The 26,202-nt window shown below is 69.2% G+C and carries 24 protein-coding genes; 20 read left to right on the plus strand and 4 right to left on the minus strand.

Annotation, left to right across the window (positions count from 1 at the left end; genetic code table 11):
* The first annotated feature begins 12 nt into the window (after positions 1-12).
* The 6 genes from bchI to MKK54_RS08700 are packed head-to-tail and all read left to right on the plus strand — an operon-like array spanning position 13 to position 6,513.
* Complete coding sequence (bchI, locus tag MKK54_RS08675; RefSeq protein ID WP_279597253.1) at positions 13-1,098, plus strand: magnesium chelatase ATPase subunit I; 1,086 nt, start codon at positions 13-15, stop codon at positions 1,096-1,098.
* Complete coding sequence (locus tag MKK54_RS08680; RefSeq protein WP_244010394.1) at positions 1,095-2,804, plus strand: magnesium chelatase subunit D; 1,710 nt, start codon at positions 1,095-1,097, stop codon at positions 2,802-2,804. Before bchI ends, MKK54_RS08680 begins: the two co-directional genes overlap by 4 nt.
* Positions 2,805-2,815: 11 nt before the next feature.
* Positions 2,816-3,733 (plus strand): alpha/beta fold hydrolase BchO, encoded by a 918-nt coding sequence (gene bchO / locus MKK54_RS08685; protein ID WP_244010395.1) that lies wholly within the window; start codon positions 2,816-2,818, stop codon positions 3,731-3,733.
* Positions 3,734-3,777: 44 nt separating this feature from the next.
* The gene (locus MKK54_RS08690) at positions 3,778-5,304 is read left to right on the plus strand and encodes a phytoene desaturase (RefSeq protein ID WP_244010396.1); all 1,527 of its coding nucleotides are present in this window, start codon (positions 3,778-3,780) and stop codon (positions 5,302-5,304) included.
* Complete coding sequence (locus tag MKK54_RS08695; protein WP_244010397.1) at positions 5,285-6,361, plus strand: phytoene/squalene synthase family protein; 1,077 nt, start codon at positions 5,285-5,287, stop codon at positions 6,359-6,361. Before MKK54_RS08690 ends, MKK54_RS08695 begins: the two co-directional genes overlap by 20 nt.
* Positions 6,358-6,513 carry a hypothetical protein gene (locus MKK54_RS08700; RefSeq protein WP_244010398.1) on the plus strand — a complete coding sequence of 52 codons (156 nt, stop codon included), beginning with the start codon at positions 6,358-6,360 and terminating at the stop codon, positions 6,511-6,513. Before MKK54_RS08695 ends, MKK54_RS08700 begins: the two co-directional genes overlap by 4 nt.
* A gap of 6 nt (positions 6,514-6,519) precedes the next feature.
* Here the strand turns inward: MKK54_RS08700 and MKK54_RS08705 are convergent, their stop codons facing one another.
* Together MKK54_RS08705 and crtD are read right to left on the minus strand one after the other, a co-directional pair.
* Positions 6,520-7,419 carry a carotenoid 1,2-hydratase gene (locus MKK54_RS08705; RefSeq protein ID WP_244010399.1) on the minus strand — a complete coding sequence of 300 codons (900 nt, stop codon included), beginning with the start codon at positions 7,417-7,419 and terminating at the stop codon, positions 6,520-6,522.
* Positions 7,377-8,921: a 1-hydroxycarotenoid 3,4-desaturase CrtD gene (gene crtD, locus MKK54_RS08710; protein ID WP_244010473.1), complete on the minus strand. Its 1,545-nt coding sequence runs from the start codon at positions 8,919-8,921 to the stop codon at positions 7,377-7,379. The genes MKK54_RS08705 and crtD overlap by 43 nt, the downstream gene beginning before the upstream one ends.
* Before the next feature lie 92 nt (positions 8,922-9,013).
* Between crtD and MKK54_RS08715 the strand changes: the two genes are divergently transcribed.
* The 13 genes from MKK54_RS08715 (at position 9,014) to MKK54_RS08775 (ending at position 21,401) form a co-directional block, all read left to right on the plus strand.
* A complete protein-coding gene (locus MKK54_RS08715; protein WP_244010400.1) occupies positions 9,014-9,883 on the plus strand; it encodes a polyprenyl synthetase family protein in 870 nt (289 codons plus the stop codon).
* 1 nt (position 9,884) lies between these two features.
* Positions 9,885-11,033 carry a methyltransferase gene (locus tag MKK54_RS08720; RefSeq protein ID WP_409564151.1) on the plus strand — a complete coding sequence of 383 codons (1,149 nt, stop codon included), beginning with the start codon at positions 9,885-9,887 and terminating at the stop codon, positions 11,031-11,033.
* 133 nt (positions 11,034-11,166) lie between these two features.
* Positions 11,167-12,099 (plus strand): chlorophyll synthesis pathway protein BchC, encoded by a 933-nt coding sequence (bchC, locus tag MKK54_RS08725; RefSeq protein ID WP_244010401.1) that lies wholly within the window; start codon positions 11,167-11,169, stop codon positions 12,097-12,099.
* Positions 12,096-13,097 (plus strand): chlorophyllide a reductase iron protein subunit X, encoded by a 1,002-nt coding sequence (locus MKK54_RS08730; protein WP_244010402.1) that lies wholly within the window; start codon positions 12,096-12,098, stop codon positions 13,095-13,097. Before bchC ends, MKK54_RS08730 begins: the two co-directional genes overlap by 4 nt.
* Before the next feature lie 5 nt (positions 13,098-13,102).
* On the plus strand, positions 13,103-14,680 hold the full coding sequence (gene bchY, locus MKK54_RS08735) for a chlorophyllide a reductase subunit Y (protein WP_244010403.1): 1,578 nt from the start codon (positions 13,103-13,105) through the stop codon (positions 14,678-14,680).
* Complete coding sequence (bchZ, locus tag MKK54_RS08740; RefSeq protein WP_244010404.1) at positions 14,680-16,146, plus strand: chlorophyllide a reductase subunit Z; 1,467 nt, start codon at positions 14,680-14,682, stop codon at positions 16,144-16,146. Before bchY ends, bchZ begins: the two co-directional genes overlap by 1 nt.
* A gap of 134 nt (positions 16,147-16,280) precedes the next feature.
* Positions 16,281-16,496, plus strand: a complete 216-nt coding sequence (locus MKK54_RS08745; RefSeq protein ID WP_244010405.1) for a hypothetical protein — start codon at positions 16,281-16,283, stop codon at positions 16,494-16,496.
* A 332-nt stretch (positions 16,497-16,828) separates the two neighbouring features.
* Entirely contained in the window at positions 16,829-17,050 is a 222-nt protein-coding gene (pufB, locus tag MKK54_RS08750) for a light-harvesting antenna LH1, beta subunit (RefSeq protein WP_055956020.1), read from the plus strand.
* A 16-nt stretch (positions 17,051-17,066) separates the two neighbouring features.
* The gene (pufA, locus tag MKK54_RS08755; protein ID WP_244010406.1) at positions 17,067-17,255 is read left to right on the plus strand and encodes a light-harvesting antenna LH1, alpha subunit; all 189 of its coding nucleotides are present in this window, start codon (positions 17,067-17,069) and stop codon (positions 17,253-17,255) included.
* Positions 17,256-17,366: 111 nt separating this feature from the next.
* Positions 17,367-18,191, plus strand: coding sequence for a photosynthetic reaction center subunit L (gene pufL / locus MKK54_RS08760; RefSeq protein WP_244010407.1), 825 nt, complete (start codon positions 17,367-17,369; stop codon positions 18,189-18,191).
* Between the two features lie 118 nt (positions 18,192-18,309).
* Complete coding sequence (pufM, locus tag MKK54_RS08765; RefSeq protein ID WP_244010408.1) at positions 18,310-19,302, plus strand: photosynthetic reaction center subunit M; 993 nt, start codon at positions 18,310-18,312, stop codon at positions 19,300-19,302.
* On the plus strand, positions 19,299-20,408 hold the full coding sequence (gene pufC, locus MKK54_RS08770; RefSeq protein ID WP_244010409.1) for a photosynthetic reaction center cytochrome PufC: 1,110 nt from the start codon (positions 19,299-19,301) through the stop codon (positions 20,406-20,408). The genes pufM and pufC overlap by 4 nt, the downstream gene beginning before the upstream one ends.
* A gap of 198 nt (positions 20,409-20,606) precedes the next feature.
* Complete coding sequence (locus MKK54_RS08775) at positions 20,607-21,401, plus strand: ABC transporter permease (RefSeq protein WP_244010410.1); 795 nt, start codon at positions 20,607-20,609, stop codon at positions 21,399-21,401.
* Positions 21,402-21,501: 100 nt separating this feature from the next.
* Here MKK54_RS08775 and MKK54_RS08780 read toward each other — a convergent pair whose 3' ends face one another.
* Positions 21,502-22,860: an MFS transporter gene (locus MKK54_RS08780; protein WP_244010411.1), complete on the minus strand. Its 1,359-nt coding sequence runs from the start codon at positions 22,858-22,860 to the stop codon at positions 21,502-21,504.
* Between the two features lie 175 nt (positions 22,861-23,035).
* Between MKK54_RS08780 and MKK54_RS08785 the strand changes: the two genes are divergently transcribed.
* Positions 23,036-23,830, plus strand: a complete 795-nt coding sequence (locus MKK54_RS08785) for a transporter substrate-binding domain-containing protein (RefSeq protein ID WP_244010412.1) — start codon at positions 23,036-23,038, stop codon at positions 23,828-23,830.
* Positions 23,831-24,151: 321 nt separating this feature from the next.
* Here the strand turns inward: MKK54_RS08785 and MKK54_RS08790 are convergent, their stop codons facing one another.
* On the minus strand, positions 24,152-25,942 hold the full coding sequence (locus MKK54_RS08790) for a glycosyltransferase family 2 protein (protein WP_244010413.1): 1,791 nt from the start codon (positions 25,940-25,942) through the stop codon (positions 24,152-24,154).
* Between the last annotated feature and the right edge of the window lie 260 nt (positions 25,943-26,202).

A 26,202-nucleotide genomic window follows, 5' to 3' on the forward strand; every position in this document is an offset into this window, starting at 1 on the left:
CACGGCATCCGGATGCCGCGTCGACCCGCGAGCCTCACCGTCGAGGTCAGGCGCACGGCCGCACGCGAAGATCCCGCCGTCCCGCCGACCTTCCCGTTCTCGGCCATCGTCGGCCAGGACGAGATGCGCCGCGCGCTCCTCATCGCGGCCGTCGATCCTTCGGTCGGCGGCGTGCTGGTGTTCGGCGACCGCGGCACCGGCAAATCCACCGCCATCCGGGGCCTCGCCGCCCTGCTGCCGCCGATGGCGGCGGTGGCAGGCTGCCCCTATGCCTGTGATCCGGGCGAGCCGGCGGGGCTCTGTCCGCACTGCTCCGGGCGATCCGGTGCGCGCAAGGCTCAGGCGATCCCAGTACCGGTCGTGGACCTGCCGCTGGGCGCGACCGAGGACCGGGTCGTCGGCGCCCTCGACCTGGAGCGGGCTCTGACCAGGGGCGAGAAGGCGTTCGAGCCGGGGCTGCTGGCCCGGGCCAATCGCGGCTTCCTCTACATCGACGAGGTCAACCTCCTCGACGATCACCTCGTCGACCTGCTCCTCGATGTGGCGGCCTCCGGCGTGAACACCGTGGAGCGCGAGGGCCTGAGCATCCGGCATCCCGCCCGGTTCGTGCTCGTCGGCAGCGGCAACCCGGAGGAGGGCGAGCTGCGGCCCCAGCTCCTCGACCGCTTCGGTCTCGCGGTCGAGGTGACGACGCCCACCGACCTGCCGACCCGCATCGACGTGGTGCGCCGGCGCGACGCCTACGAGCGCGATCCGGCCGGGTTCTGCGCGGCCTATGCCAAGGCCGATCGCTCCATCCGGAAGACCCTCGCGGCGGCCCGCGCGCGTCTGCCCGCCCTCACGGTGCCGGACGCGACCCTGGAGGCGGCGGCCCGGCTCTGCCTCGCGCTCGGCACCGACGGCCTGCGCGGCGAACTGACCCTGATGCGCACCGCCCGCGCGCTCGCCGCCTACGAGGGCGCCGAGACGGTGAGCCTCGATCACCTCGCCCGCATCGCGCCCTCCGCCCTGCGCCATCGCCTTCGCCGCAACCCCCTCGACGAATCAGGCTCCACCGCGCGGGTCGCGCGGGCCGTGGAGGATGTGCTGGCGCGATGAGCACGGCGTGGACCCTGGCTCTCCGGGCCGCCCGGCTGGCCGCCGCCGACCCGCATGGCTGCGGCGGCGTGGTGGTCCGGGCCGGGGCCGGGCCGGTGCGCGACCTCTGGCTCGACCACCTGCGCGGGCATCTCGCCGCCGGGCGGCGCCTGTTGCGCATGCCGCCCGGCATCGCCGACGACCGCCTGCTCGGCGGCCTCGACCTCGCCGCCACCCTCAGCGCCGGGCGCCCGATCACCCAGGCCGGCCTCCTGGCCGAAGCCGATGGCGGCTTCTTCGTGGTGCCCATGGCCGAGCGCCTGACGCCCGGGCTCGCCGCACGCCTCGCGAGCGCCCTCGACACGAGCCTGATTCGGGTGGCGCGCGACGGCCTCGCGGCCTCGGTACCGGCCCGGATCGGCCTGATCCTCCTCGACGAGGGCATCGGCGACGAGGAGCGCGTCCCGGACGCGCTGGCGGATCGCCTCGCTTTCCACCTGGACCTGACCGGCATCCGCTGGCGCGAGACCGATCCGGTCTCGGCGGCTCCGGTGCCCGGTGGCTCCCCGAGCGATCGACCCTCCACGACGGCGGTCGCCGATCTCTGCAACGCCGCGGACCGTCTCGGCATCGCCTCCCTGCGCGCACCGCTCCTCGCCCTGCGCGTCGCGCGTCGCGTGGCGCTCTGTGACGGCGAGGCCGCGCTCAGCGAGGAGCACGTCCACGAGGCCGCCCGCCTCGTGCTGGCGCCCCGCGCGACGCGGCTTCCGCCCGAGGCGGACGATCGCGCGGAGGCCCCCTCGGCCGCGCCGCCGCAGGACAGCCCGGAAGGGTCGTCCCCTGAGACCGAAGACACGATGGCATCCGGGGTGGAGAGCGTGGTCGAAGCCGCCAGGGCGGCGATCCCGGCCGGGCTGCTCGCTCAACTCACTGCCGCGGCCTGCCGCGTCCCGGCCGCGAAGGCGGGCAAGGCCGGCGCGCCCGTCTCCGCGACGCGCGGGGGCCGCCCGGCCGGCACACGACCAGGCCATCCCCGCGAGGGCCGGCTCGCCCTGATCGAGACGCTGCGCGCCGCCGCGCCCTGGCAGCGCCTCCGCGCGCAAGCGGGCCCGGGCGGACCCGGCATTCGGGTCCAGGCCTCGGACTTCCGCATCACCCGGTTCCGCCAGCGCAGAGAGACCACCACGATCTTCGCCGTGGATGCTTCCGGCTCCGCCGCGCTGGAACGCCTGGCCGAGGCCAAGGGCGCGATCGAGTTGCTCCTCGCCGAGGCCTATATCCGCCGGGACAAGGTTGCCCTCGTGTCGTTCCGTGGCAGTGGCGCGGAGATCCTGCTGCCCCCGACGCGGGCCCTGGCGCGCGCCCGGCGCGGCCTCGGTGCGCTGCCGGGCGGCGGCGGCACGCCGCTCGCCTCCGGCCTCGACGCCGCCGCCGACCTCGCCCGCAGCGTCGGGCGGGGCGGGGGCAGCGCCGTCGTCGTCGTGCTCACCGATGGGCGGGCCAACGTCGCGCGCTCCGGCGCACCCGGACGCGCCCAGGCGGGGGCCGACGCCCTCCACGCCGCGCGCCTGATCCGGGCGGCGGACATCCGCACCATCCTCATCGACACCGCGGCACGGCCGCAGGACCCGGCCCGCCGCCTCGCCGAGGCGATGGGCGCGCGCTATCTGCCCCTCCCGTATGCCGACGCGACGGTCCTGAGCAGCGCGATCCGCTCGGCGCGATAGAGGTTCTGCGAATGAGCGCGCCGAGCGACAGGCCCGTGTGGGAACGCGAGGGCGCCGATTGGCCGAATCGCGCGGCGAGCCGGTTCGTCACGGCGTCCGGTCTGCGATGGCACGTTCAGGAGATGGGTGATTCCGAGGCGCCGGTCCTGCTGCTGCTCCACGGCACCGGCGCGGCGACGCATTCCTGGGCCCGGCTCGCGCCGCTGCTCGCCGCGCGCTTCCGGGTCGTCGCGCCGGATCTGCCGGGCCACGGCTTCACCGATCCGCTTCCCGCCGGCCGGTTGTCCCTGCCCGGAATGGCTGACGCGATCCGCGATCTCATGGGCGAACTCGCCGTCACGCCGTCCATCGTGGTCGGGCATTCCGCCGGCGCGGCGATCCTCGTGAGGCTCTGCCTCGACGGGCTGTCGCCGCGCCTGCTCGTCGCGTTGAATGGGGCGCTGACCCCGTTCCCCGGCCTCGCCTCCGTGCTGTTCCCCGGCCTCGCCCGGATGTTGTTCCTCAACCCGATCACGCCGCGCATCTTCGCCTGGACGGCGGATCGCCCGGCGGTAGAGCGCTTGATCCGGGGGACCGGTTCGCGCCTCGACGCCCGCTCGTTGGATCTGTACCGACGCCTGTTCCGCTGCCCCGGACACGTTGCCGGCGCCCTCGGCATGATGGCGAACTGGGACCTCGCCAGCCTCGACCGCGCGGTGGCCGCTCTCGCGGTGCCCACCCTGCTGGTCGTGGGCGGCGACGACAAGGCGATCGCGCCCGAAACGGCGTTCGCGCTCAAGGATCGGCTGCCGAATGCGCGCGTGAACCTGCTGCGCAATCTCGGGCACCTCGCCCACGAGGAGGCGCCGGACCGCGTGGCGGCCGTGATCCTAGAGGCGTTCGAAGGCCTGCCGGCCGCGCCGAAGAGCCTCTATCGGACCGTACCGTGAATCCGCGCTTGCACGCCTGAGTTTTCCCTTGATAGTGTCATCTTATGTTGACACTCGCCGACTCGCCGAGCCCAACGACACACGAAGGCCAGCGGCCCCATGCCGTGGTGGTCGGCAGCGGCTTCGGCGGCCTCGCGGCGGCGGTTCGGCTCGGGGCACGGGGCTACCGGGTCACGGTGCTGGAGCGCCTGGAGCAGCCGGGCGGGCGGGCGCGGGTGCATCGCCAGGACGGCTTCACCTTCGATGCCGGCCCGACCATCGTGACGGCACCGTTCCTGTTCGAGGAACTCTGGGCCTTGTGCGGACGCCGCATGGTGGACGATGTCACCCTGGCGCCGATGCTGCCGTTCTACCGCATCCGCTTCCCGGACGGCGCGACCTTCGACTATAGCGGCGACCCGGCGGCGATGCGCGCCGAGGTGGCGCGGTTCTCACCCGACGATGTCGCGGGCTACGAGCGCTTCATGGCGCGCAGCGCCGCGATCTGCCGGGTGGGCTTCGAGGAACTCGGGCACGTAGCCTTTTCCTCGGTGTCCGACATGCTGCGGATCATGCCAGCCCTGCTGCGCCTCGGCGGGCATCGCTCGGTCTACGATCTCGTCGCGCGCTACATCCGCGACGAGCGCCTGCGGACGATCTTCAGTTTCCACCCGCTGCTCATCGGCGGCTCGCCCTTTCGGGCCAGCGCGATCTACTGCCTGATCGCGCATCTGGAGCGGCGCTGGGGCGTCCACTTCGCGATGGGAGGAACCGGCCGTCTGGTCGACGGACTCGTCGGCCTGATCGAGGGGCAGGGCGGTGCCGTGCGCTGCGGCGCCGAGGTGGCCCGCATCGACACGGCCGCCGGGCGCGCCACCGGCGTGACGCTGACGGAGGGCACGCGGATTCCCGCCGACATCGTGGTCTCGAACGCCGACTCGGCCCACACCTACCTGACTCTGCTGGCCGATGCGGGGCGTGGCTGGGGTCGGGCGAAGCTGAAGGCCTCGCATTCCTCGATGGGCCTGTTCGTCTGGTACTTCGGCACGAACCGCAAGTTCTCCGACATCGCCCATCACACCATCCTGATGGGGCCGCGCTACCGCGAACTGATCGCCGACATCTTCGTGCGCAAGATCCTGGCGCCGGATTTCAGCCTCTACCTGCATCGGCCCACCGCCACCGATCCGCTCCTGGCGCCCCCCGGCTGCGATGCGTTCTACGTCCTCGCCCCGGTGCCGAACCTCGCGGGCGGCCAGGACTGGTCCGTCCTCGCCGAGCCTTACCGGCAGGCCATCGAGGCGAATCTCGACGCCACGGTCATGCCGGGCCTGACGGGCTCGATCGTGACTTCGCGGATGACCACACCCGCGGATTTCGCCACCGATTTCCTGAGCTTTCGCGGCTCCGGCTTCGGCCTCGAACCGGTGCTGACGCAATCGGCCTGGTTCCGGCCGCACAACGCCTCGTCGGCCGTCCGGAACCTCTATCTCGTCGGGGCGGGCACCCATCCGGGCGCGGGCCTGCCCGGCGTCCTCTCCTCGGCCAAGGTCCTCGACACGGTGGTGCCGGATGCGCGCATTCACGCTTGACGCCGCGCGCGCCCCGCTCTGGGCGATTCCCCATGCGAACGCGGCCGATCACGCGGCCTGCCGGGAGGCGATCCGGCTCGGCTCGCGCAGCTTCTTCGCCGCCTCCGCCCTGCTCCCCGCCCGCATCCGGCGGCCCGCCTACGGGCTCTACGCCTTCTGCCGGCTCTCCGACGATGCCGTGGACGACGCGGCGGCGCGCGATCGCCCGGCCGCCCTGGCGCGGCTGGCCGCGCGGCTCGCCCGGATCTACGACGACACCCCCTGCGACGCGCCGGCCGACCGGGCGATGGCGGACCTCGTCGCGGCCCATCAGCTTCCGCACGCCCTGCCGGCGGCCCTGATCGAGGGACTGGCCTGGGACGCGCAAGGGCGGCGCTACGAGACCCTGTCCGACCTGACAGGCTACGCGGCGCGGGTGGCGGGCAGCGTCGGCACGATGATGACGGTGCTGATGGGCGTGCGCGACGCCGGGACCCTCGCCCGCGCCTGCGACCTCGGGGTCGCGATGCAGTTCACCAACATCGCCCGCGACGTCGGGGAGGACGCTCGCGCCGGCCGGCTCTACCTGCCCCTGGCCTGGATGCGGGAGGCGGGGCTCGATCCGAACGCGTTCCTGGCCGATCCGACCTCGAGCGCGGCATTGCGGGGCATCGTCGCCCGACTCCTCGCCGTGGCGGAAGGCCTCTACGCCCGTTCCGAGGCCGGCATCGCGGGCCTGCCCCTGGATTGCAGGCCGGCGATCCGTGGCGCCCGCCTGATCTACGCCGAGATCGGCCGCGAACTCGAGCGGGGCGGGCTCGATCCCATCTCCACCCGCGCCCACGTCACGGGCCGCCGCAAGGCCGTGCTCCTGGCCCGCGCGCTGCGGCCGGCTCCGGCAGCCCACGCGCACCCCGTCCCGCCCCTCGCCGAGACCGCCTTCCTGGTGGACGCCGTCGCGGCCCGGCCGGTGCCGGCGCGACCGGCCTGGTGGGACGTGGGCGGACGGGCGGCGCGGGTCCTCGATCTCATCGAGGCCCTGCGGGAGCGCGAGGAGACGGCGACCGCCGGTCCATGAGCGACCCGCTCTTCGCCGCCTTCGATATCGGACTGGTCTTCGCGCTCGCCTTGGGACTGGCGATCTGGCAGCTCGTCGTGCTCAGGCGCGGCATCCGGCGCGACCGGGCCGAGGCCGTGGCGCGGGACCGCGACGCGGACCCGCCCGCCTGATCAGCCTCACCGGGTCCGGCGCGGCATCCGGAACGGCAGCATGAGCCGCACCAGGGGGTGACTGAACCGCGTCAGCGACAGACTTTCGTGCACCGGCCGCACCGGCTCTCCCCGCAGGATCGAGGCGAGGTGCGAGCGCGCATAGAACGGCGTGTCCTCGAAGGTCCGCAGGATCCGGGACTGGCCGTCGTCGCTGCGGGTCCCGCGCGGCATCCGCCACAGGCGCGTCGGCGGCAGGGCTGCGGCGGGAGGCGCCTCGATCTCGCGCGGCGTCCCGTCGGACGCGAAGCACAGCGTCAGGTTCTGGTGGCTGCCGTCGCGGCGATGCACGTCGTAGAGGATCGCCGCCCCGTCCCGAAGGTCCGCCCGGCACCAGGTCCAGTCCGTAAAGGCGGCCTCCAGGGCGGTGTCGCCGTGGTTGGTGTCGAAATAGGCGGTGCCGCGCCAGGTGAGATCCGGCTCGCTGAGCGCGACCTCGACGGGCGAGGAGGGCGCCATCGGCCACCAGCGGTGTCGGCCGGCGGGGTCGAGGTCGTGAGGCCCCGGCGTGAAGCCGGGCGGGCTCAGGCGGATGGTGCCGCGCACCCGCGTGGGGATCGGCGCCGTGACCTCGTCGAGGCGGATGGTCAGCGTGGTCCCGTCCCAGTCGAGCCCGCTCGGGCCGATCCGGATGTGGTCGGCATCGCGGGCGAGGGCGGCGCGTCCGCGCTCGGTCATGCAGAACCGGTTCGCGCGCTCCCCGTAGAGCACCACGTTGACGGCGCAGTGATCGAAGGGGTCGCGCCGCGTGTCCCAGGCGTAATAGGGCGAGAACACGCTGCCGATGAAGGCGATGATGGTCAGCCCCTGACGCCCGTCCGCGCTCAGGGCGTCGACGTACCACCAGACGTAGCCGTCGCGGTCCACCCGCGTGTCGAAGCGCGGGCGCCGTGCGTGTCCCGCGAGACATTGTCCCGCAGGAGGCTGTCCGCCGCGATCCGCCCCGACTGCGCCGCCATCGGCACGCCCGGCCCCGGGTGAACGCTCCCCCCCGCGAGGTAGAGCCCCCGGATCTTCGTGCGCGCCCCCGGCCGCTTGAACGACGCCATCCAGCCGTGGGAAGCCCGCCCGTAGAGGGCGCCCGCCGTGCCCGGAAACAGGCGTGCGAAATCCTCCGGCCGCGTCGTCACCGACTCGGCCGTCTCCGTGAGGTCCAGCCCGCTCGCGCTCAGGCGCCGCCGCATCGTGGTCACGCATGTCTCGATCTCCGAGGGGCTGAAGGGGCGGGCGGGGGCGTTGGCGAGGCAGAGCAGGCGCTCGGCCCCGTCCGGGGACGGGCGCGCGTCGCTCCGGTCCTGGGCGCAGACGTAGATCGTGGGGTCGCCGGGGAGGTGCCCGCGCCGGATCTGCGCGAACTCGGCCGCGTAATCGGCCGAGAAGAACACGGTGTGGCGCGCCAGCGGGAAGCCCCGCGCCCGCGCCTTCAGGCAGAGCGTCACGGCCGAGAGCGAGCGGTCCGAGGGCGGGACGGGCTCGGCGGCGCGGGCGGCCTCGCGTCCGAGCAGGCCGTCGGCCAGGGCCGCCACGTCGGCATTGCAGACCACCGCGTCGGCGGGCACCCGCTCGCCGTCGGTCAGATCGATCCCGGCGACGCGTCCGCCCGACACCGCGATCGCGCGCACGGGCGTTCCGTAGCGAAGGCGAGCGCCGTTCCGGCTCGCGAGGTCGGCCACCGCCCCGGCGAGGCGGCTGAGGCCGCCCGCGACGTGCCAGACGCCCTGGCTCTCCACGTGCGCCACCAGCATCAGGGTGGCGGGCGCGGCGAAGGGCGAGGAGCCGCAATAGGTGGCGTAGCGCCCGAAGAGCTGGCGCAAGCGCGGATCGGAGAAGTAGTCTCCGAGCGCGCTCCAGAGGGTGGTGAAGGGCTGGATTCGCCAGAGATCGCCGAGGCCGGAGAGGCCGGCGCGCCGCGTCAGGTCGATCGGACTCGGGCGCTCACCCCGGATGAACGGCCCCTCCAGGGTGGCGTAGACCTCGGCCGCACGGGTGCGGAAGCGGCGGTAGCCCTCCCCCTCGCGCGGCCCCGCGAAGGCCGCGATGGCCGCCTCGGAGGCGTCCGGATCGGCGAAGAGATCGAGGGTCTCGCCGGGGCCCCAGGCGTGCCGGGCGAGAACGGAGGCGGGTTCGAGCCCGACATGGGCGCTGAAGTCGGCGCCGCATTCCGAGAAAATCTCCTCGAACACCCAGCGCATGGTGAAGACGGTGGGACCGGCCTCCACCTCGCACGCGCCGACCGCGACGCTGCGCATCTTGCCGCCGGGGCGTGAAGACTGTTCCAGCACGGTGACATCGAGGCCCGCATGGGCGAGCCGCGCGGCCGCCACCAAGCCACCGATCCCGGCGCCAACAATCACAACCTTCACGCTTATTTCCTAACGTCATTCCAATCCGTCTTGACGAGTGTCAATCAATACTGACACTTTGCACGACAATCAACACGTGACGATGGAGGGACGGCCATATGGACGCGAACTGCCGAATCGAGCAGGCGCTGGACGCCGCCGTCGCACATCTGGAAGCGCCGGGGGCGCCTCCACGGCTTGCCGAGGCCCTGCGCTACGCGGTCTTTCCCGGCGGCCATCGCATCCGTCCGCGCCTCTGCCTCTCGGTGGCGCGGGCCTGCGGGGACGACGATCCGGCGGCCTCCGACGCGGCGGCGGCGGCGATCGAACTTCTGCACTGCGCCTCCCTGGTGCATGACGACCTGCCCTGCTTCGACGACGCGCCCCTGCGGCGCGGCCAGCCCTCGGTCCATGCCGCCTTCGGCGAGCCCCTGGCGGTCCTCTGCGGCGACGCCCTCATCGTCTCGGCCTTCGAGACCCTGGCGCGCGGGGCGGCACGCAGTCCCAAGCGCCTCGCCTCCCTGGTCGGGCTGGTCGCGCGGGCGGCCGGGTCGCCGGCCGGCATCGCCGCCGGTCAGGCCTGGGAATCGGAGCCGAACGTGGCGCTCACCGAGTACCAGCAGGCCAAGACCGGCGCGCTGTTCGCCGCCGCCACGGTGACGGGAGCGGCGGCGGCGGGCGCCCCGTCGCTGCCCTGGCGCCTCCTCGGGGAGTGTCTCGGCGAAGCCTACCAGGTGGCCGACGACCTGCGCGACGTCGCCTGCCGGCAGGAGGAGGTCGGCAAGCCGGTCGGCCGCGATTCGACCCTGGGCCGGCCGAACGCCGCCGCCCTGCTGGGGATGAGCGGCGCGCTGGCGCGGCTGAAGCGCCTCGTGCGCGAGGCGGTCGAGGTGATTCCCGCCTGTCCCGGCGCCGAGACCCTGCGGGCCGAGATCGAGGCGCAGACGCGGCTGTTCCTGCCGGCGAGCCTCGCGCGGGAACTGGCCTGAGGTGACGCGCGGCGGCGCGATCGGCACGCACGGGCCGCTCCCGGCGCGCGGCTGGCGGGCGCGCTGGCGCGCCTTCCGGGCGCGGACCGTGGCCGATCCGCGCTTCCAGCGCTGGGCCGCCGGATTTCCCCTGACGCGCCGCATCGCGCGGGCGAACACCCGGGCGCTCTTCGATCTGTGCGCCGGCTTCACCTATTCGCAGACGCTGTTCGCCTGCCTGCGTCTCAATCTTTTCAACCACTTGGCGAACGGGCCGGTGCCGGCCGAGACGCTGGCGGCGCGGATGGGCCTCGGCCCCGAGGCGGCGCTGCGCCTCCTGCGGGCGGCCGCCTCCCTCGACCTGATCGCGCCGCTTCCCGACGGCAGCTTCGCCCTGGCGGATCTCGGCGCGGCGCTGATCGGGAACCCCGCCATCGGCCGGATGGTGGAGCATCACGCCCTGCTCTACGACGACCTGCGCGATCCCGTGGCGCTGCTGCGCGGGGAGGCGAGACCGACCCGGCTCGCCGGCTACTGGCCCTACGCGACGGGCGAGGGCGCGGCCCTCGAATCGGAGGCCGTGGCCCCCTACGGCGCCCTGATGGCGGCCTCCCAGGCGCTGATCGCCGAGGACATCCTCGAGGCCTATCCCCTTCACCGGCACCGCTGCCTGATGGATGTCGGCGGCGGGGAGGGCGCCTTCCTGGCGGCGGCGGGCCGCGCGGCGCCGTCGCTGCAACTCCGGCTGTTCGACCTTCCGGCGGTGGCGGCGCGGGCCGAGGCCCACCTGACGGCCGAGGGCCTCGGGGCGCGCGTCCGGACGTTCGGCGGCAGCTTTCTGCGCGACCCCCTGCCGGCGGGCGCCGACGCGATCTCCCTGGTGCGCGTGCTACACGATCACGACGACGCGGCCGCTCGCGACATTCTTCGCGCCGCCCGGGCGGCGCTCCCGCAACACGCCGCGCTCATCATCGCCGAGCCGATGAGCGGCACGCGCGGCGCAGCGCCGATCACGGACGCGTATTTCGGGCTCTACCTCCTCGCCATGGGGAGCGGGCGCTGCCGGACGGTGGCCGAGCTGACGGGGCTGCTCCACGAGGCGGGCTTCACGACGGTGCGGGAGATGCGGACCCGCCGGCCCCTGCTGACGCGCGTTCTGGTGTCAACCTGACTGGACAGTCGCGCGGAATTCGATGCGGGCATCCGTAAGTTATGCTTGACGTTCTAAAGTGTCTATCTAGGATGACACATCGGATCCGGAACCAAGCGGATCGAATCGCCGGGACAGGGGGAGGACGGGCACGATGGACGCGCAGGCCGTCATCCTTCATCGCCCCGGCGAGATCAGCCTCGATGCCCTGACCCTCGACGCGCCGACCCCGGCGGATGCCGTCGTCGCCATCCGCTGGAGCGGCATCAGCACGGGCACGGAGCGCCTGCTCTGGTCCGGCCGGATGCCGGATTTTCCGGGCATGGGCTACCCGCTGGTCCCCGGCTACGAGTCGGTCGGCGAAGTGGTCGAGGCCGGTGCCGAATCCGGGCTTCGGGCGGGGCAGACCGTGTTCGTCCCCGGCGCCCGCTGCTTCGGCCCCGTGCGCGGCCTCTTCGGCGGGGCGGCCTCGCACCTCGTCAGCGCCGGCGCCCGCCTCGTCCCCATCGATCCGGACATGGCGGAGCGCGGCACCCTCATCGCGCTCGCCGCCACCGCCCACCACGCTCTGGCGGGGCTCGACCTCACCCAACCCCTCCTCGTCGTCGGCCACGGCGTGCTCGGGCGACTCGTCGCCCGGATCGCCTGCGCGCTCGGCGGCACGCCGGAGGTCTGGGAGACCGACCCGGCGCGCCGGGAGGCCGAGGGCTACACGGTCCGCGCACCCCTCGACGAGGTCCGGGGCGCCTACGTCACCATCCTGGATGTCAGCGGCGACGCGACGATCCTCGACACCGCGATCCGGCATCTCCGGCCCGGCGGCGAGGTGGTGCTGGCGGGCTTCTACGAGGCCCGGCTCGCCTTCGACTTCGCCCCCGCCTTCCTGCGCGAGGCCCGCATCCGGGTCGCCGCGCAGTGGCGGTCGGAGGATCTCGCCGCGACCCTGGCGCTGATCGCGACCGACCACCTCTCCCTCGACGGCCTGATCACGCACCGACGCCCGGCCGGGCACGCGGCGCACGCCTATCGCACGGCCTTCGGCGATGCCGGATGCCTGAAGATGATCCTGGATTGGAGTGCCGCATGAACATGCAGCTGAACGGCGCCGCCCTGAAAGCATCCGAGGCCCTGCGCGCCGAGGCCGGCATCGAGCCGGACCCCGTGCCCGTGGCCGCCACCAAGGCGACGCAGATCATCGCGATCTACGGCAAGGGCGGCATCGGCAAGTCGTTCACGCTGGCCAACCTCAGCTACATGATGGCCCAGCAGGGCAAGAAGGTCCTGCTCATCGGCTGCGACCCGAAGAGCGACACCACCTCGCTCCTGTTCGGCGGCCGCGCCTGCCCGACCATCATCGAGACCTCGACCAAGAAGAAGCTCGCCGGTGAACAGGTCGCCATCGGCGACGTCTGCTTCAAGCGCGACGGCGTCTACGCCATGGAACTCGGCGGCCCGGAAGTCGGGCGCGGCTGCGGCGGGCGCGGCATCATCCACGGCTTCGAGTTGCTGGAGAAGCTCGGCTTCCACGAATGGGGCTTCGACTACGTGCTGCTCGACTTCCTCGGCGACGTGGTCTGCGGCGGCTTCGGCCTGCCGATCGCCCGCGACATGTGCCAGAAGGTCATCGTCGTCGGCTCCAACGACCTGCAGTCGCTCTACGTCGCCAACAACGTCTGCTCGGCGGTGGAATACTTCCGCAAGCTCGGCGGCAACGTCGGGGTCGGCGGCCTCGTCATCAACAAGGACGACGGCACCGGCGAGGCCCAGGCCTTCGCGGCTGCCGTCGGCATCCCGATCCTGGCCTCGATCCCGGCCGACGACGACATCCGCAAGAAGAGCGCGAACTACGAGATCATCGGCCGGCCCGAGAGTCCCTGGGGCTCGCTGTTCGCCGACCTCGCGCAGAACGTCCACGACGCGGCGGCCAACCATCCGACGCCGCTCTCCCAGGACGGTCTGCTCGGCCTGTTCAAGGGCGAGGCCGTGGGCCGGGGCGTCACCCTGGTGCCCGCCACCTTCGAGGACATGTGCGGCACGGCCCAGGTCGTGAAGCCGTCCCTCGAAGTCGTCTACGACGAGGTCTGACGCGCATGGCCGTCACCCTCGACATCGCCGATCTGCGCGCCCGTAAGGAGCGCCCGGCCTCGACCCTGGCGGCCCCGGCCGTTCCGGCCGAGGTGGTGAACCTCGCCGCCGCCAAGGGCGACGGCCTCGGCTGCCATGCCGGCAAGGACGCGATGACGGCGGCCGCCAAAGCCGCCGGCATGAGCGAGACCCTCGACCAGTATGCCAGGGACTATCCGAAAGGTCCGCACGACCAGCCGCAGAGCATGTGTCCGGCCTTCGGCTCCCTGCGCGTCGGCCTGCGCATGCGCCGCACGGCGACGATCCTCTCGGGCTCGGCCTGCTGCGTCTACGGCCTGACCTTCACCTCGCATTTCTACGGGGCGAAGCGGAGCGTCGGCTACGTGCCGTTCAACTCCGAGACCCTGGTCACCGGCAAGCTGTTCGAGGACATCCGCGAAGCGGTGTTCGATGTCGCCAAACCCGCCGATTACGATGCCGTCGTGGTGATCAACCTGTGCGTGCCGACCGCCTCCGGCGTGCCCCTGCGGCTCCTGCCCAAGCAGATCGACGGGGTGCGCATCATCGGCATCGACGTGCCGGGCTTCGGGGTGCCGACCCATGCCGAGGCCAAGGACGTTCTGGCCGGCGCCATGCTGAAATTCGCCCGCACGGAGGTCGAGCAAGGGCCGGTGCAGGCGCCCCGCGCCGGCCGCTCCGAGCGGCCCACGGTGACGCTGCTCGGCGAGATGTTCCCCGCCGACCCCGTGGTGATCGGCGGCCTCCTCGAACCCCTCGGGCTCGCCGCCGGTCCCGTCGTGCCCACCCGCGAATGGCGCGAACTCTACGCGGCGCTCGACGGCGCGGCCGTGGCGGCGATCCACCCGTTCTACACCGCCTCGATCCGCGAGTTCGAGGCGGCGGGTCGGCCCATCGTCGGCTCGGCGCCCGTCGGCCACGACGGCACCGCCGACTGGCTCGACCGGATCGGCGAGGCCTGCGCCGTCCCCCGCACCCTCGTGGAAACCACGAAGAACCGGATGCTGCCGATGATCCGGGGGGCGCTGGCGGCGACGCCGATCAAGGGCCGCATCACCCTGTCGGGCTACGAAGGCTCGGAGCTGCTCGTCGGCCGCCTCCTCGTCGAGAGCGGCGCCGATCTGCGCTACGTCGGCACCGCCTGCCCGCGAACCCCCTATGCCGAGGCCGACCGGGACTGGCTCGAGGCCCGCGGCGTCACGGTCCGGTTCCGCGCCTCCCTGGAGGACGATCTCGCAGCCCTCCTCGAATTCCGGCCGGATCTCGCCATCGGCACCACCCCGGTGGTGCAGAAGGCGAAAGCCCTGGCGATCCCGGCGCTCTACTTCACCAATCTCATCTCGGCCCGCCCCCTCATGGGCGTCGCGGGCGCCGGGTCGCTGGCCAAGGTCATCAACGCGGCCATCGGCAACCGGCACCGCTTCGACACCATGCGGGACTTCTTCGCCGGGGTCGGCGAGGGCCACGCCGCCGGCATCTGGGAAGACGTCCCACAGCTGCGCAAGGCCGTGGCCAGCGCCCCCCGGGGCAAGCCCGCGCACGATCCGATCGGGGAGATGGCCTGATGCTCGTCCTCGATCACGACCGGGCCGGCGGCTACTGGGGCGCCGTCTACGTCTTCACCGCCATCAAGGGCCTTCAGGTGGTCATCGACGGCCCCGTCGGCTGCGAGAACCTGCCCGTCACCTCGGTGCTGCACTACACCGACGCCCTGCCGCCGCACGAATTGCCCATCGTGGTCACGGGCCTCGCGGAGGAAGAGCTCGGCCGCCACGGCACGGAAGCCGCGATGAAGCGGGCGCACGCGACCCTCGATCCGGGCCAGCCCAGCGTCGTCGTCACCGGCTCCATCGCCGAGATGATCGGCGGCGGCGTCACCCCGGAGGGCACCAACCTCCAGCGTTTCCTGCCGCGCACCATCGACGAGGACCAGTGGCAGGCCGCCGACCGGGCCATGGCCTGGCTCTGGCAGGAATACGGCGCGCGGAAATTCGCCAAGAAGGGCATCCCGGCCCGGCCGGCGCGCAAGGAAGGCGAGCGCCCCCGCGTCAACATCATCGGGCCGGCCTATGGCACCTTCAACATGCCCTCGGATCTCGCCGAGATCCGCCGCCTCATCGAGGGCATCGGCGCCGAGGTCAATCTCGCGTTTCCGCTGGGCTCGCATCTCGCCGACGTGCCCAAGCTCGTGAACGCCGACGCCAATATCTGCCTCTACCGCGAGTTCGGCCGGCTCCTCTGCGAGGCCCTGGAGCGGCCCTACCTGCAGGCGCCCATCGGTATTCACTCGACGACGAAGTTCCTGCGGTCGCTGGGCGAGATTCTGGGCCTCGACCCCGAGCCGTTCATCGAGCGCGAGAAGCACACCACCATCAAGCCCGTCTGGGACCTGTGGCGCTCCGTGACCCAGGACTTCTTCGGCACGGCGAGCTTCGGCATCGTGGCGTCCGAGACCTATGCGCGGGGCGTCCGGCACTTCCTCGAGGACGAGATGGGCCTGCCCTGCCATTTCGCGGAGTCCCGCAGGGCCGGCGCCAAGACCGACAACGCCGCCATCCGCGACCTCATCGCGAAGAATCCGCCGCTGGTGCTGTTCGGGTCGTTCAACGAGCGGATGTATGCGGCGGAAGCCGGGGCGCGGGCGATCTTCGTGCCCGCCTCGTTTCCCGGCGCCATCATCCGGCGCCACACCGGCACGCCCTTCATGGGGTTCTCGGGCGCGACCTACCTCGTCCAGGAGGTCTGCAACGCCCTGTTCGACATGCTCTTCCACATCCTGCCGCTCGCCCGCGACATGGATGCCGTCGAGGCGACGCCGGGGCGGTTCCACCGCGAATTGCCGTGGGACGAGGCGGCGCGTGCCCGGCTCGACGAACTCGTCGAGGCCCATCCGGTGCTGGTGCGCATCTCGGCGGCCAAGCGCCTGCGCGATGCCGCCGAGCGGGCGGCGCGCGGGGAGGGCGGCGCCCGCGTCTCCCCCGACCACGTCGAGCGCGCCCGCGCCGAGACGAGCTTGGGGGCCGCCGCATGAGCGCGCGCCCGGCTCCTTCGCATGTTTCCCTTTCCGGCTGGAGCGGCGCGGCGCCGCCCGGCCGATCGAGACCGAGCCCACGCATCCTCCGCCGGATGCGTCCCGCCGCGGAACGCCACGAGGAGATCCATCCCATGCAACGTTCTCTGAATTCGGTGTCGCGCCAGCATCAGGACGAGGTCCAGGCCCGGATCATCCTGGGGCTGACCTACCCGTTCTTCCTCGTCGCCGCCGTGGCGCAGCGGGTGTGGCCGGGCGCGCGCAGCGCGCTGCCGCAGCAGCGCCGCTCCGTCTTCGCCGAGGCGCGCGCCATGGCGGTCTCGGCCATCCCCTTCGTCTTCATGGGCTGACACGCAATTCGGTCGATCACTTCGGTCTTCATACTCGGAACGCGCCCCCTCTCCTGGAAGGAGAGGGTTGGGGTGAGGTGCAGGCCATCTCCGGAGGGGTCACACACCTCACCCTCACCCTCTCCTTCCAGGCGAGGGGACCCCGCGCCAGTTTCCGAACTGTGCGGCCGGAACTCGTCTCACGGGGCTCGGCGACGCTCACGGCGCACGGGCCCCCACCGACCTCCCGTCATGCGGCGGGAAGGACCGCCGAGGCCGCGCCGCGCGGCCTCAGCGACATCCGCCGCCCCCGGACATCCGGGCGCGGCCAGTCAAAGCGGAGGTTTGAACCGATGGCCAATGGCATTGTCGAGAAACCGAGCAGCCTGTCCGGGCTGACGGAACCGGAAGCCAAGGAGTTCCACGCGATCTTCTTGACGAGCTTCATCATCTTCACGGCGATCGCCGTGGTCGCCCACATCCTGGTGTGGCTGTGGCGCCCGTGGCTGCCCGGACCGAAGGGCTACGCTGCCCTCGAGACGGCGGCCCAGGGCGTCGTCTCCCTGCTCTCCTGAGAAGGACCCCCTCATCATGCACAAGGTCTGGCTTCTCTTCGATCCGCGCCGCACGCTGGTGGCGCTCTTCACCTTCCTGTTCATCCTGGCGCTGCTGATCCACTTCATCCTGCTCAGCACCGACCGCTTCAACTGGCTGGAAGGCCCCAAGGCGCCGCGCACCGCCAACGCGCAGACCCTGGTCCTGCCGACGATGCCCGCCTGACCGGCGCGGCACCGAACGGCAACGGACCGCACAACACGGATGATCGGCGGGCTGGCCACACACCACCCGTCGACCATCGCCGAGAATCGTGATGAGCCCTGGGAGGTCGCGATGGCGATGCTGAGTTTCGAGCGCAAATACCGCATCCGCGGCGGCACCCTGATGGGCGGCGACCTGTTCGATTTCTGGGTCGGGCCGTTCTACGTCGGCTTCTTCGGCGTCACGACGCTGTTCTTCTCGGTGCTGGGCACGGCCCTGATCCTCTACGGCGCGGCCCTCGGGCCGACCTGGAACATCTGGCAGATCAACATCGCCCCGCCCGACCTCAAATACGGGCTCGCCCTGGCGCCGCTCCAGGAGGGCGGCCTCTGGCAGATCATCACCTTCTGCGCGGTCGGCGCCTTCTCGTCCTGGGCCCTGCGCGAGGTCGAGATCTGCCGCAAGCTCGGCATCGGCTACCACGTGCCCTTCGCCTTCTCGGTGGCGATCCTGGCCTACGTCACCCTGGTGGTGGTGCGCCCGTTGCTGATGGGCGCCTGGGGCCACGGCTTCCCCTACGGCATCCTGTCCCACCTCGATTGGGTCTCGAACACCGGCTACCAGTACCTGCACTTCCACTACAACCCGGCGCACATGCTGGCGGTGTCGTTCTTCTTCACCACCACGCTGGCGCTCTCGCTCCACGGCTCGCTGATCCTGTCCTCCACCAATCCCGGCAAGGGCGAGGTGGTGAAGACGCCCGAGCACGAGGACACCTTCTTCCGCGACACCATCGGCTACTCGATCGGCACCCTCGGCATCCACCGCCTCGGCCTGTTCCTGGCCCTCTCGGCGGGCTTCTGGAGCGCGGTCTGCATCGTCATCAGCGGCCCGTTCTGGACCCGCGGCTGGCCGGAATGGTGGGGCTGGTGGCTCAACCTGCCGGTCTGGCGCTGAGGCCGGATCGACCGCGCGCGACACGCACCTCGGACGACGGCGACGTCGGACAACGACGACTTCGGACAACGACAACTTCGGACAACACGGATTTCGGGAAAGGGGGGCTCGTGACGTCATGGCCTATTACCAGAACATCTTCTCCGAAGTGCAGGTCCGGCCGATCAAGCCGGAACACGGAATCCCCGTCGACGTCGACAAGCGTTGGGGCACGCCGTTCAATTCCTACCTGTTCGGCCTCATCGGCAACGCGCAGGTCGGCCCGATCTACATCGGCTATCTCGGCGCGCTCTCCTTCGCCTGCGGGCTGATCGCCTTCGAGATCATCGGCCTCAACATGTGGGCGAGCGTGAACTGGGACCCGGTCCAGTTCGTGCGCCAGCTGCCCTGGCTCGCCCTGGAGCCGCCGCGCCCGCAATACGGCCTGCGCATCCTGCCGCCGCTGGCCGAGGGCGGCTGGTGGCTGATCGCCGGCTTCTTCCTCACCGCCTCGGTGCTGCTCTGGTGGCTGCGCCTGTTCCGGCGGGCCAAGGCTCTGGGCCTCGGCTACCACGTGCCCTGGGCCTTCGCCTCCGCGATCTGGCTGTTCCTGGTGCTGGGCTTCATCCGGCCGGTGCTGATGGGGTCCTGGAGCGAGGCGGTGCCCTTCGGCATCTTCCCGCACCTCGACTGGACCGCCGCCTTCTCGCTGCGCTACGGCAACCTGTTCTACAACCCGTTCCACATGCTCTCGATCGTCTTCCTGTACGGATCGACGCTGCTCTTCGCGATGCATGGGGGCACCATCCTGGCGGTCAGCCGCTTCGGCGGCGAGCGCGAGATCGACCAGATCGTCGATCGCGGCACCGCCACCGAGCGCGCCGCCCTGTTCTGGCGCTGGACCATGGGCTTCAACGCCACCATGGAATCGGTCCACCGCTGGGCCTGGTGGTTCGCGGTCCTGACCACGCTCACCGGCGGCATCGGCATCCTGCTCACCGGCACGGTGGTCGACAACTGGTACCTCTGGGCGGTCAAGCACGGCGTCGCCCCGTCCTACCCGCATGTCTATCCGCCGGTCGTCGACCCCTTGAGCGTCTCGCCGACCACCATTCCCGGGGGAGCGCCATGAAGACCTTCTTCACCATCCTCGGCGCCTCCGTGGCGTTCTTCCTCACGGTGGCGATGTTCGGCACCTCGGGCTGGGACCGGCCGCCGCTGGTGACGCAGCAGAACGGCTTTCGCGGCACCGCGATGGCGCAGATCCACACCCGCGACGGCGTGGCCGAGAAGAAGGACGCCAACCTGGCGCCCGCGCCCGCCGATCCGGCCGAGCCCGGCGAGGAGCTCGCCGGCACCACCTACGAGAACGTCCAGGTCCTCAAGAACGTCAGCGTCAACGAGTTCAACCGCCTGATGGCCTCGATGACTGAGTGGGTCAGCCCCGAGCAGGGCTGCACCTACTGCCACAACACCGAGAACATGGCCGACGACGGCCTCTACCAGAAGAAGGTCGCCCGCCGGATGCTGCAGATGACGCAGCATATCAACGCCGCGTGGAAGGAGAACCATGTCGGCGGCACCGGTGTCACCTGCTACACCTGCCATCGCGGCCAGCCGGTGCCGGCCAACATCTGGTTCACCGATCCCGGCCCGAACCGTCCCGGCGGCTTCATCGCCCGCAACAACGGGCAGAACATGGCCGCCCCCTCGGTCGGGCTCGCCTCGCTGCCCTACGACACGCTGACCGAGTACCTCGCCGACAAGTCCATCGACAACAACGCCATCCGGGTGAACGCCACCACGGCGCTGCCCACCACCAAGGGCAAGCCGATCCAGGACGCGGAGAAGACCTACGGCCTGATGATCCACATGTCGGAGGGGCTCGGGGTCAACTGCACCTTCTGCCACAACACCCGGGCGATCTCGAACTGGTCGCAGAGCACGCCGCAGCGGACCACCGCCTGGCACGGCATCCGGATGGTGCGGGACCTCAACGGCAACTACCTCGAGCCGCTGACCTCGACCTTCCCGCCGAACCGGCTCGGCGCGCTCGGCGACGCGCCCAAGGTGAACTGCACCACCTGCCACAACGGGCAGAGCAAGCCCCTGAACGGCGCGCACGTGGTCGAGGCCTACCCGGAACTGGCGACGTCGACGGAAGTCGTGAGCGCTGCCCCGCCGGCCACCGCCCCGCCGGAACCCGCGCCCGCGATGCCGGCGCCCGCGCCGCAATGACGACCGGGACGGCGTGACGAGGGCCGCCGGCACGGAGCCGGCGGTTCTTTCACGTCGGTCGCGATGCGACCGGCGCGATCCCCGAAGGCCAAGGCGACCGGCCGTGACTCCAACCACGGCCCGGCCATGGCCACGGACCCATTTCCGTCTTGATCCTCTGCCATGGTCGGCCGACCCGCTGAGAGATCGCGACACCCGATGGCCCCACCCGCCGAGAACATCATCGAGACGCCGACCAAGTTCGATGTCTATTCCCATGTCATCCGGGCACTGGTCCTGCGTGACATGCGGACCCGGTTCGGCGGCTCGCATTGGGGCTACGCGGTCGTCGTCCTGTGGCCGGTCGCCCATATCTTCCTCATCGTCGGGATCATGGCATTCCGCGGAATGCCGTCGCCGATGGGCGACAGCCCGCTCCTGTTCGTCGCCACGGGCTGCGTGCCGGCGCTGACCTTCCAGTACATCTCGCGCGAGGTCATGAAGGCGATCATGAATAATCGCCCGCTGATCTACTATCCGCAGGTCAAGATTTTCGATCTCATGATCGCACGACTCCTCGTGGAGATCGTCAAGGGCTTCACCGGCCTGGTGATCGTCCTGGCGATCCTCGCCTGCCTCGGTGTGGATCCCATCCCGGAGGAGCCGGCCGTGGCGATCGGCGGCTACTGCGCCGCGATCTTCATGGGCATCGGCATTGGCTCCATCAATATCGGTATCGTCTCGTTCTTTCCCGGATGGCAGCTCGGCTACATCCTGGTGACGATCAGCATGTACATAAGCAGTGGTATCTTCTTCCTGCCCCACATGCTGCCCGCCCAGATCTACGAGATCATGAAGTGGAACCCCATGGTGCAGATCGTGGAGTGGGTGCGCGTCGCCTACGAGCCCGCCCTCGGCGTCGAGGTGGATCATGCCTACGTTCTGCTCATCGCGGGCTCGACGCTCGCGATCGGACTCGTCATGGAGCGGACCGTGGTGCGCCACCTGACCTGATCCGAGGCGGGACGCTTGGTCCCGCGCGCCGTCCGGCGTCCCCAGCTCCGAGCCGCGCCTTCCGTGCGGCGCGGATCGCGTCACGACGGTTTTGCCTCGCTCAGGCGCCGCGCGGGCTCGGCTGCGACGGCGCTCTCGAACGATCCGGCGATGAGGCGGCGCGCTGGCGGGCCGCCCGGCCGAGGGCGAGGACCATCACGCTGCCGGCGGCGGTCAGGACGACGAGGGGGGTCAGGGCGAGGGGGAAACTGCCGGTCCGGTCCTTGATCACCCCGAGCATCCAGGTCGCCCCGCCGGTCCCGAGATGGGACAGAGTGTTGATCCCCGCGATGCCGGCGCCGGCGGTTCCGGCCGAGAGCCACTCGGTGGCCAGCGCCCAGAACGGGCCCTTGATGGCGTAATTGCCCACGAGCACCAGGCTCAGGAGGACGAGCGTCACCGTCAGGGAGGTCGTGAGCGTCGTGGCGAGCAGGCAGGTCGCGGTCAGGGCCAGCGGCAGGGCGGTGCTCCAGACCCGCTCGCCCGAACGGTCGGCGCGCAGGCCCCACACGATCATGAAGACCGAGGCGATGCCGAACGGGATCATGTTGAGGAAGCCCGTCTCGACGTTCGACAGGCCGAACGACTTCAGGATCTGCGGCATCCAGAGCGACAGCGCGTTGCTCGTGGCCGAACTGCCGGAATAGATCAGCGCCAGCGCCCAGACGTACTTGTTGGAGAGGACCTGCCACAGGGGCAGGTGGTCGGCGACCGGGCTCGCCGCGCCGCGATCGGCGGCGATCCGGTCCGAGAGCCAGGCGCGTTCGGCCGGCGCGAGCCAGGCCGCGTCGGCCGGGCGGCTCGGCAGCAGGACGAGGGCCGCGAGCCCGAGCAGCACGGCGGGGATCGCCTCCATGATGAACAGCCACTGCCAGCCGCGCAGGGTCGCCAGCCCGTCCATCTGCAGCAGGGCGGCCGAGAGCGGCGAACCGAGGAAGCTCGAGAGCGGAATCGCGACCATGAAGGTGGCGACGATCCGGGCCCGGTAGGCCTTGGGGAACCAGTAGGTCAGGTAGAGGATCACCCCCGGGAAGAACCCGGCCTCGGCGGCGCCGAGGAGGAAGCGCCCGAGATAGAACGTGTAGGGCCCGGTCACGAAGGCCATGGCGGCGCCGACGAGCCCCCAGGTGATCATGATGCGGGCGATCCAGACCCGCGCGCCGAAGCGCTCCATGGCGAGGTTGCTCGGCACCTCGAACAGCACGTAGGCGACGAAGAACAGGCCGCCGCCGATGCCGAACATGGCCTGGCTCAGGCCCACGTCCTTGTTCATCGTCAGGGCGGCGAATCCGGCATTGACCCGGTCGATATAGGCGATGAAGTAGCAGAGGATCAGGAACGGCACGAGCCGGAGCCCGACCTTGCGCATGACGACGGCTTCGGACACCGCATCGTCCGCCGGAGCGTGGAGGGCACTCATGGATCGTTTCTCCCGAAGATCGACGTCGTGGGGCCGCCCGGACATGCACAGCCGCCCGCCAGGATACGATGCCAGACCGCATGGCCCAACCCGATTGCGCGCGATGCGGAATGCGTGGACCCGCCTCGTCCGGGCTTGCTTTTCGGGCCCGGCCCGCTCACGGGCTCGACGGACGGTGAGCGGCCTGCTGGCGCTCGCCCTGCTGGTTTCGCTTTCCGGGGAGGTTGCCGTGGCCCTCGACCTGACACCCGCGCTCCGCGCCGAGATCGCCCCGACGGGCACGCTGCGGGCCGCGATCAATTACGGCAATCCGGTGCTGGCCCAGAGGGGCGCCGACGGCGCGCCGGCCGGCGTCTCGGCCGACCTCGCCCGCGAACTGGGCCGGCGCCTCGGCGTCCCGGTCGCGTTCGAGACCTTCGACACGGCCGGCCACGTGGTGGCCGCCCTCGGCGGCCCCCGGACCTGGGACGTGGCCTTCCTGGCGGTGGACCCGGAACGCGGCCGGACCATCGCGTTCAGTCCGCCCTACGTCATCATCGAGGGCGCCTATCTGGTCCGCACGGACTCCGCCCTGACCGCGAACGACGAGGTCGACCGCGCCGGAATCCGCATCGCCGTCGGGCGCAACACCGCCTACGACCTCTTTCTCGGGCGCCACCTCCAGGCGGCCGAACGGATCTACGCACCGACCTCCGCCGATGCCCTGACGCTGTTCCTCGACGCGAAGCCGGACGTGCTGGCCTCCGTGCGCCAGCCCCTGGAAAGCTACGTCAAGACCCATCCGGGCCTGCGCATACTGCCCGGCCGCTTCATGGTGATCGAGCAGACCGTCGCCACGCCGAAGGAGCGCGCGGGATCGGCCGCCTACATGCGCGCCTTCATCGAGACGATGAAGGCCTCGGGCTTCGTCGCCGAAGCGCTGGCGGCGAGCGGCCAGCACGACGCCGTGGTGGCTCCCGCGGCACCCTGAATACGGCGTTGCGATCGTCACATCACCGTCCCCGGTCAGGCACGGCCACTGCCGCATCGTACAGATCGCGACCTGCCTCAACCCCATCAGCGCATTTTCGCGCCAGCACGCTTTCGCAGCGATCATTCGAGCGGCGCGGTAAGCCGAAAGGCGGAAGACATCCGGCTGATATCCACTGCTTGAGGATTCCTCCTCCGTCCTCTCATCCCAAACCAAATCGCCATTAAATCCAAATCAAAGCATTCTACTCGAAAAATAAAACAATATAACTAATATTTGAAAAAATAATTACTGACACTTACCGCAACTGCAGAACGGATATTAATTAGATTTAATTACGAGTTCGGCCAATGTCTTAACGCTAACATCGTCCGATCGAAGGTTAGACCGAATTTTTTGCGCTAGAATTTCGGCATAACGTGAGTTTACGTAATCGCGTGCATCCTTGACCTTTGAAGAAGCAAGAATTTGGTTACGAAAGTGGTACATTCCAGGCAGAAGATGTGAAATGCTTTTATCAATCTCTCCAAACTCCTGACCTGCGAAATGAGCAGCAAAACTCGGCGGGACATTTCCGTGTTCTACAATCGATTCCCCACCGCCAGCATACGTGCGACGCGCGAGAAATTCCTCCGCCGATTTGTACCAATAATGATTGATCCAAGCATTTTCACTGATCGGTTCTTTTCGCGTTGCTCGCTTGACGATAGAAGGCGCAGAAACATTTCCATCATTAAAATCGTCTACTTCTTGCCCAGTCGCATCTAAGCATTGCATTGTAAACACTTGGCTGAACCAGGGAAAATGGCAATGAGAATGAGAAGTCCACCGAGGCTGCGTAAAACATTTCGTGAGCGTCGGCTCTCTGGCCTGACGATCTACAAATCTCTCAGGTACTGGCAGATCGACCCACCGCGCCTGACGTGACGAGCCAATAACTTGCCACGTCATCATAATGGTATTTGCGCCAAGGCTCATTTCCCAATCAAGAAATGAACTTACATTTTCAAATTTTTTACTGTCTACAATAATGTATTCATCGAGATCTATTAGAAGCGCCCACTCATAATCAAGTATGTCCGGCAGGAGGCCAAAGGCGTGACCATAAGCCTTATATTGGGGCGAAACTGCACCTTGCACCGCATTTCGCATCCAGACGATTGCTTCGACGGCATCCAATGCTTCAAGGAGACGATCCGACCCATCATCATTATTATTGCTATAAACAAATATCGTATCAACCCCCAACGATTTATGATACGCTATCCAATCAACAAGGTAGACGCCCTCATTTCTTACGGTTGTTACAATACACCATTTCCGGCTCGGCTCAATCAAGCTTCGCTTGACACGCGAAATCGCATGCCCGACAGATATCAGCTGCCCCTCCGATCCAGCTTGACTCAAAAAGTCGTACTCCGGTGGCATAAGCCAATCGCGTTCGGCCAGACCAGATCGGCTACGGCTGCCCGCTTCCCAGGCTTTGAGAGCGTTCTCGCTTGCGCCAAGCCAAGGGTCGTCCACGCCAAGAAGATCGCCCCATCCCCGGAAACGATCATCGAGCTCGATTTTAGATATAAATTGCGGTATTTGATTCCTACTGAGACAATTTACACTTAACTCAACCACATCTCGCAAATTAGAATTTATATTAGTATTATCTTTTGTCCAAAACGAAAAGCAATTGAGCCGATCGTAGCAACCTGATGGGATATGGGATTTCGGGACTGAGACAAGTTCGAAAGTTTCCCATCCGAAGATTTCGGTGCGATTTACAACCAATTGCCCATCTGGGTCGGCCATAAAATATTTTTCGACCAATTTGTCGAGCAGGCCAACACCGTTCGATACGCCCGTCACGCATCGAGCCGCTACGAGAGCCGCGTTACGGAAAGTGTATCCCAGATTTAGATGGAAACTACCGCCATCGGCTGCAACAAAGACATAATCGCCAGTTGGGATCTGGACTCCAAACAGCGTAACCAGCTGAGAAACATCAGCATGTCGCAGAACACGGCTCACTGGGTCGATGCCGACCATTGTGCCATGAGAAGTTCTCAGCATAAGCAATGAATTATCGCCACGAATATTTATATATGACAGCATGCCCATCCAAAAGTTCAAGAACTCAAAAAATCGGAACCGCAAATCTTTTATTCCACACCTGATGAGACAGGCCCAGTCTTAAGCTTATCCAATGTAGATCCGTCAAGAAAGCTCTTTTGGCGATCCCAGATCTTGCTGTGCGTCTTCACATGCCAACGACAATCAACTTTGCATGCGGGAAATGCTCCGTAGCCGATTGGTCCACTATCAACATGAATTTTGTAATCCCAATACTCCTATCCCGTGCAATGAGCAAACGGGAGTCG

Origin of the sequence: Methylobacterium sp. J-068, assembly GCF_022829445.1 — a bacterium.
In the GTDB taxonomy this organism is placed as follows: Bacteria; Pseudomonadota; Alphaproteobacteria; order Rhizobiales; family Beijerinckiaceae; genus Methylobacterium.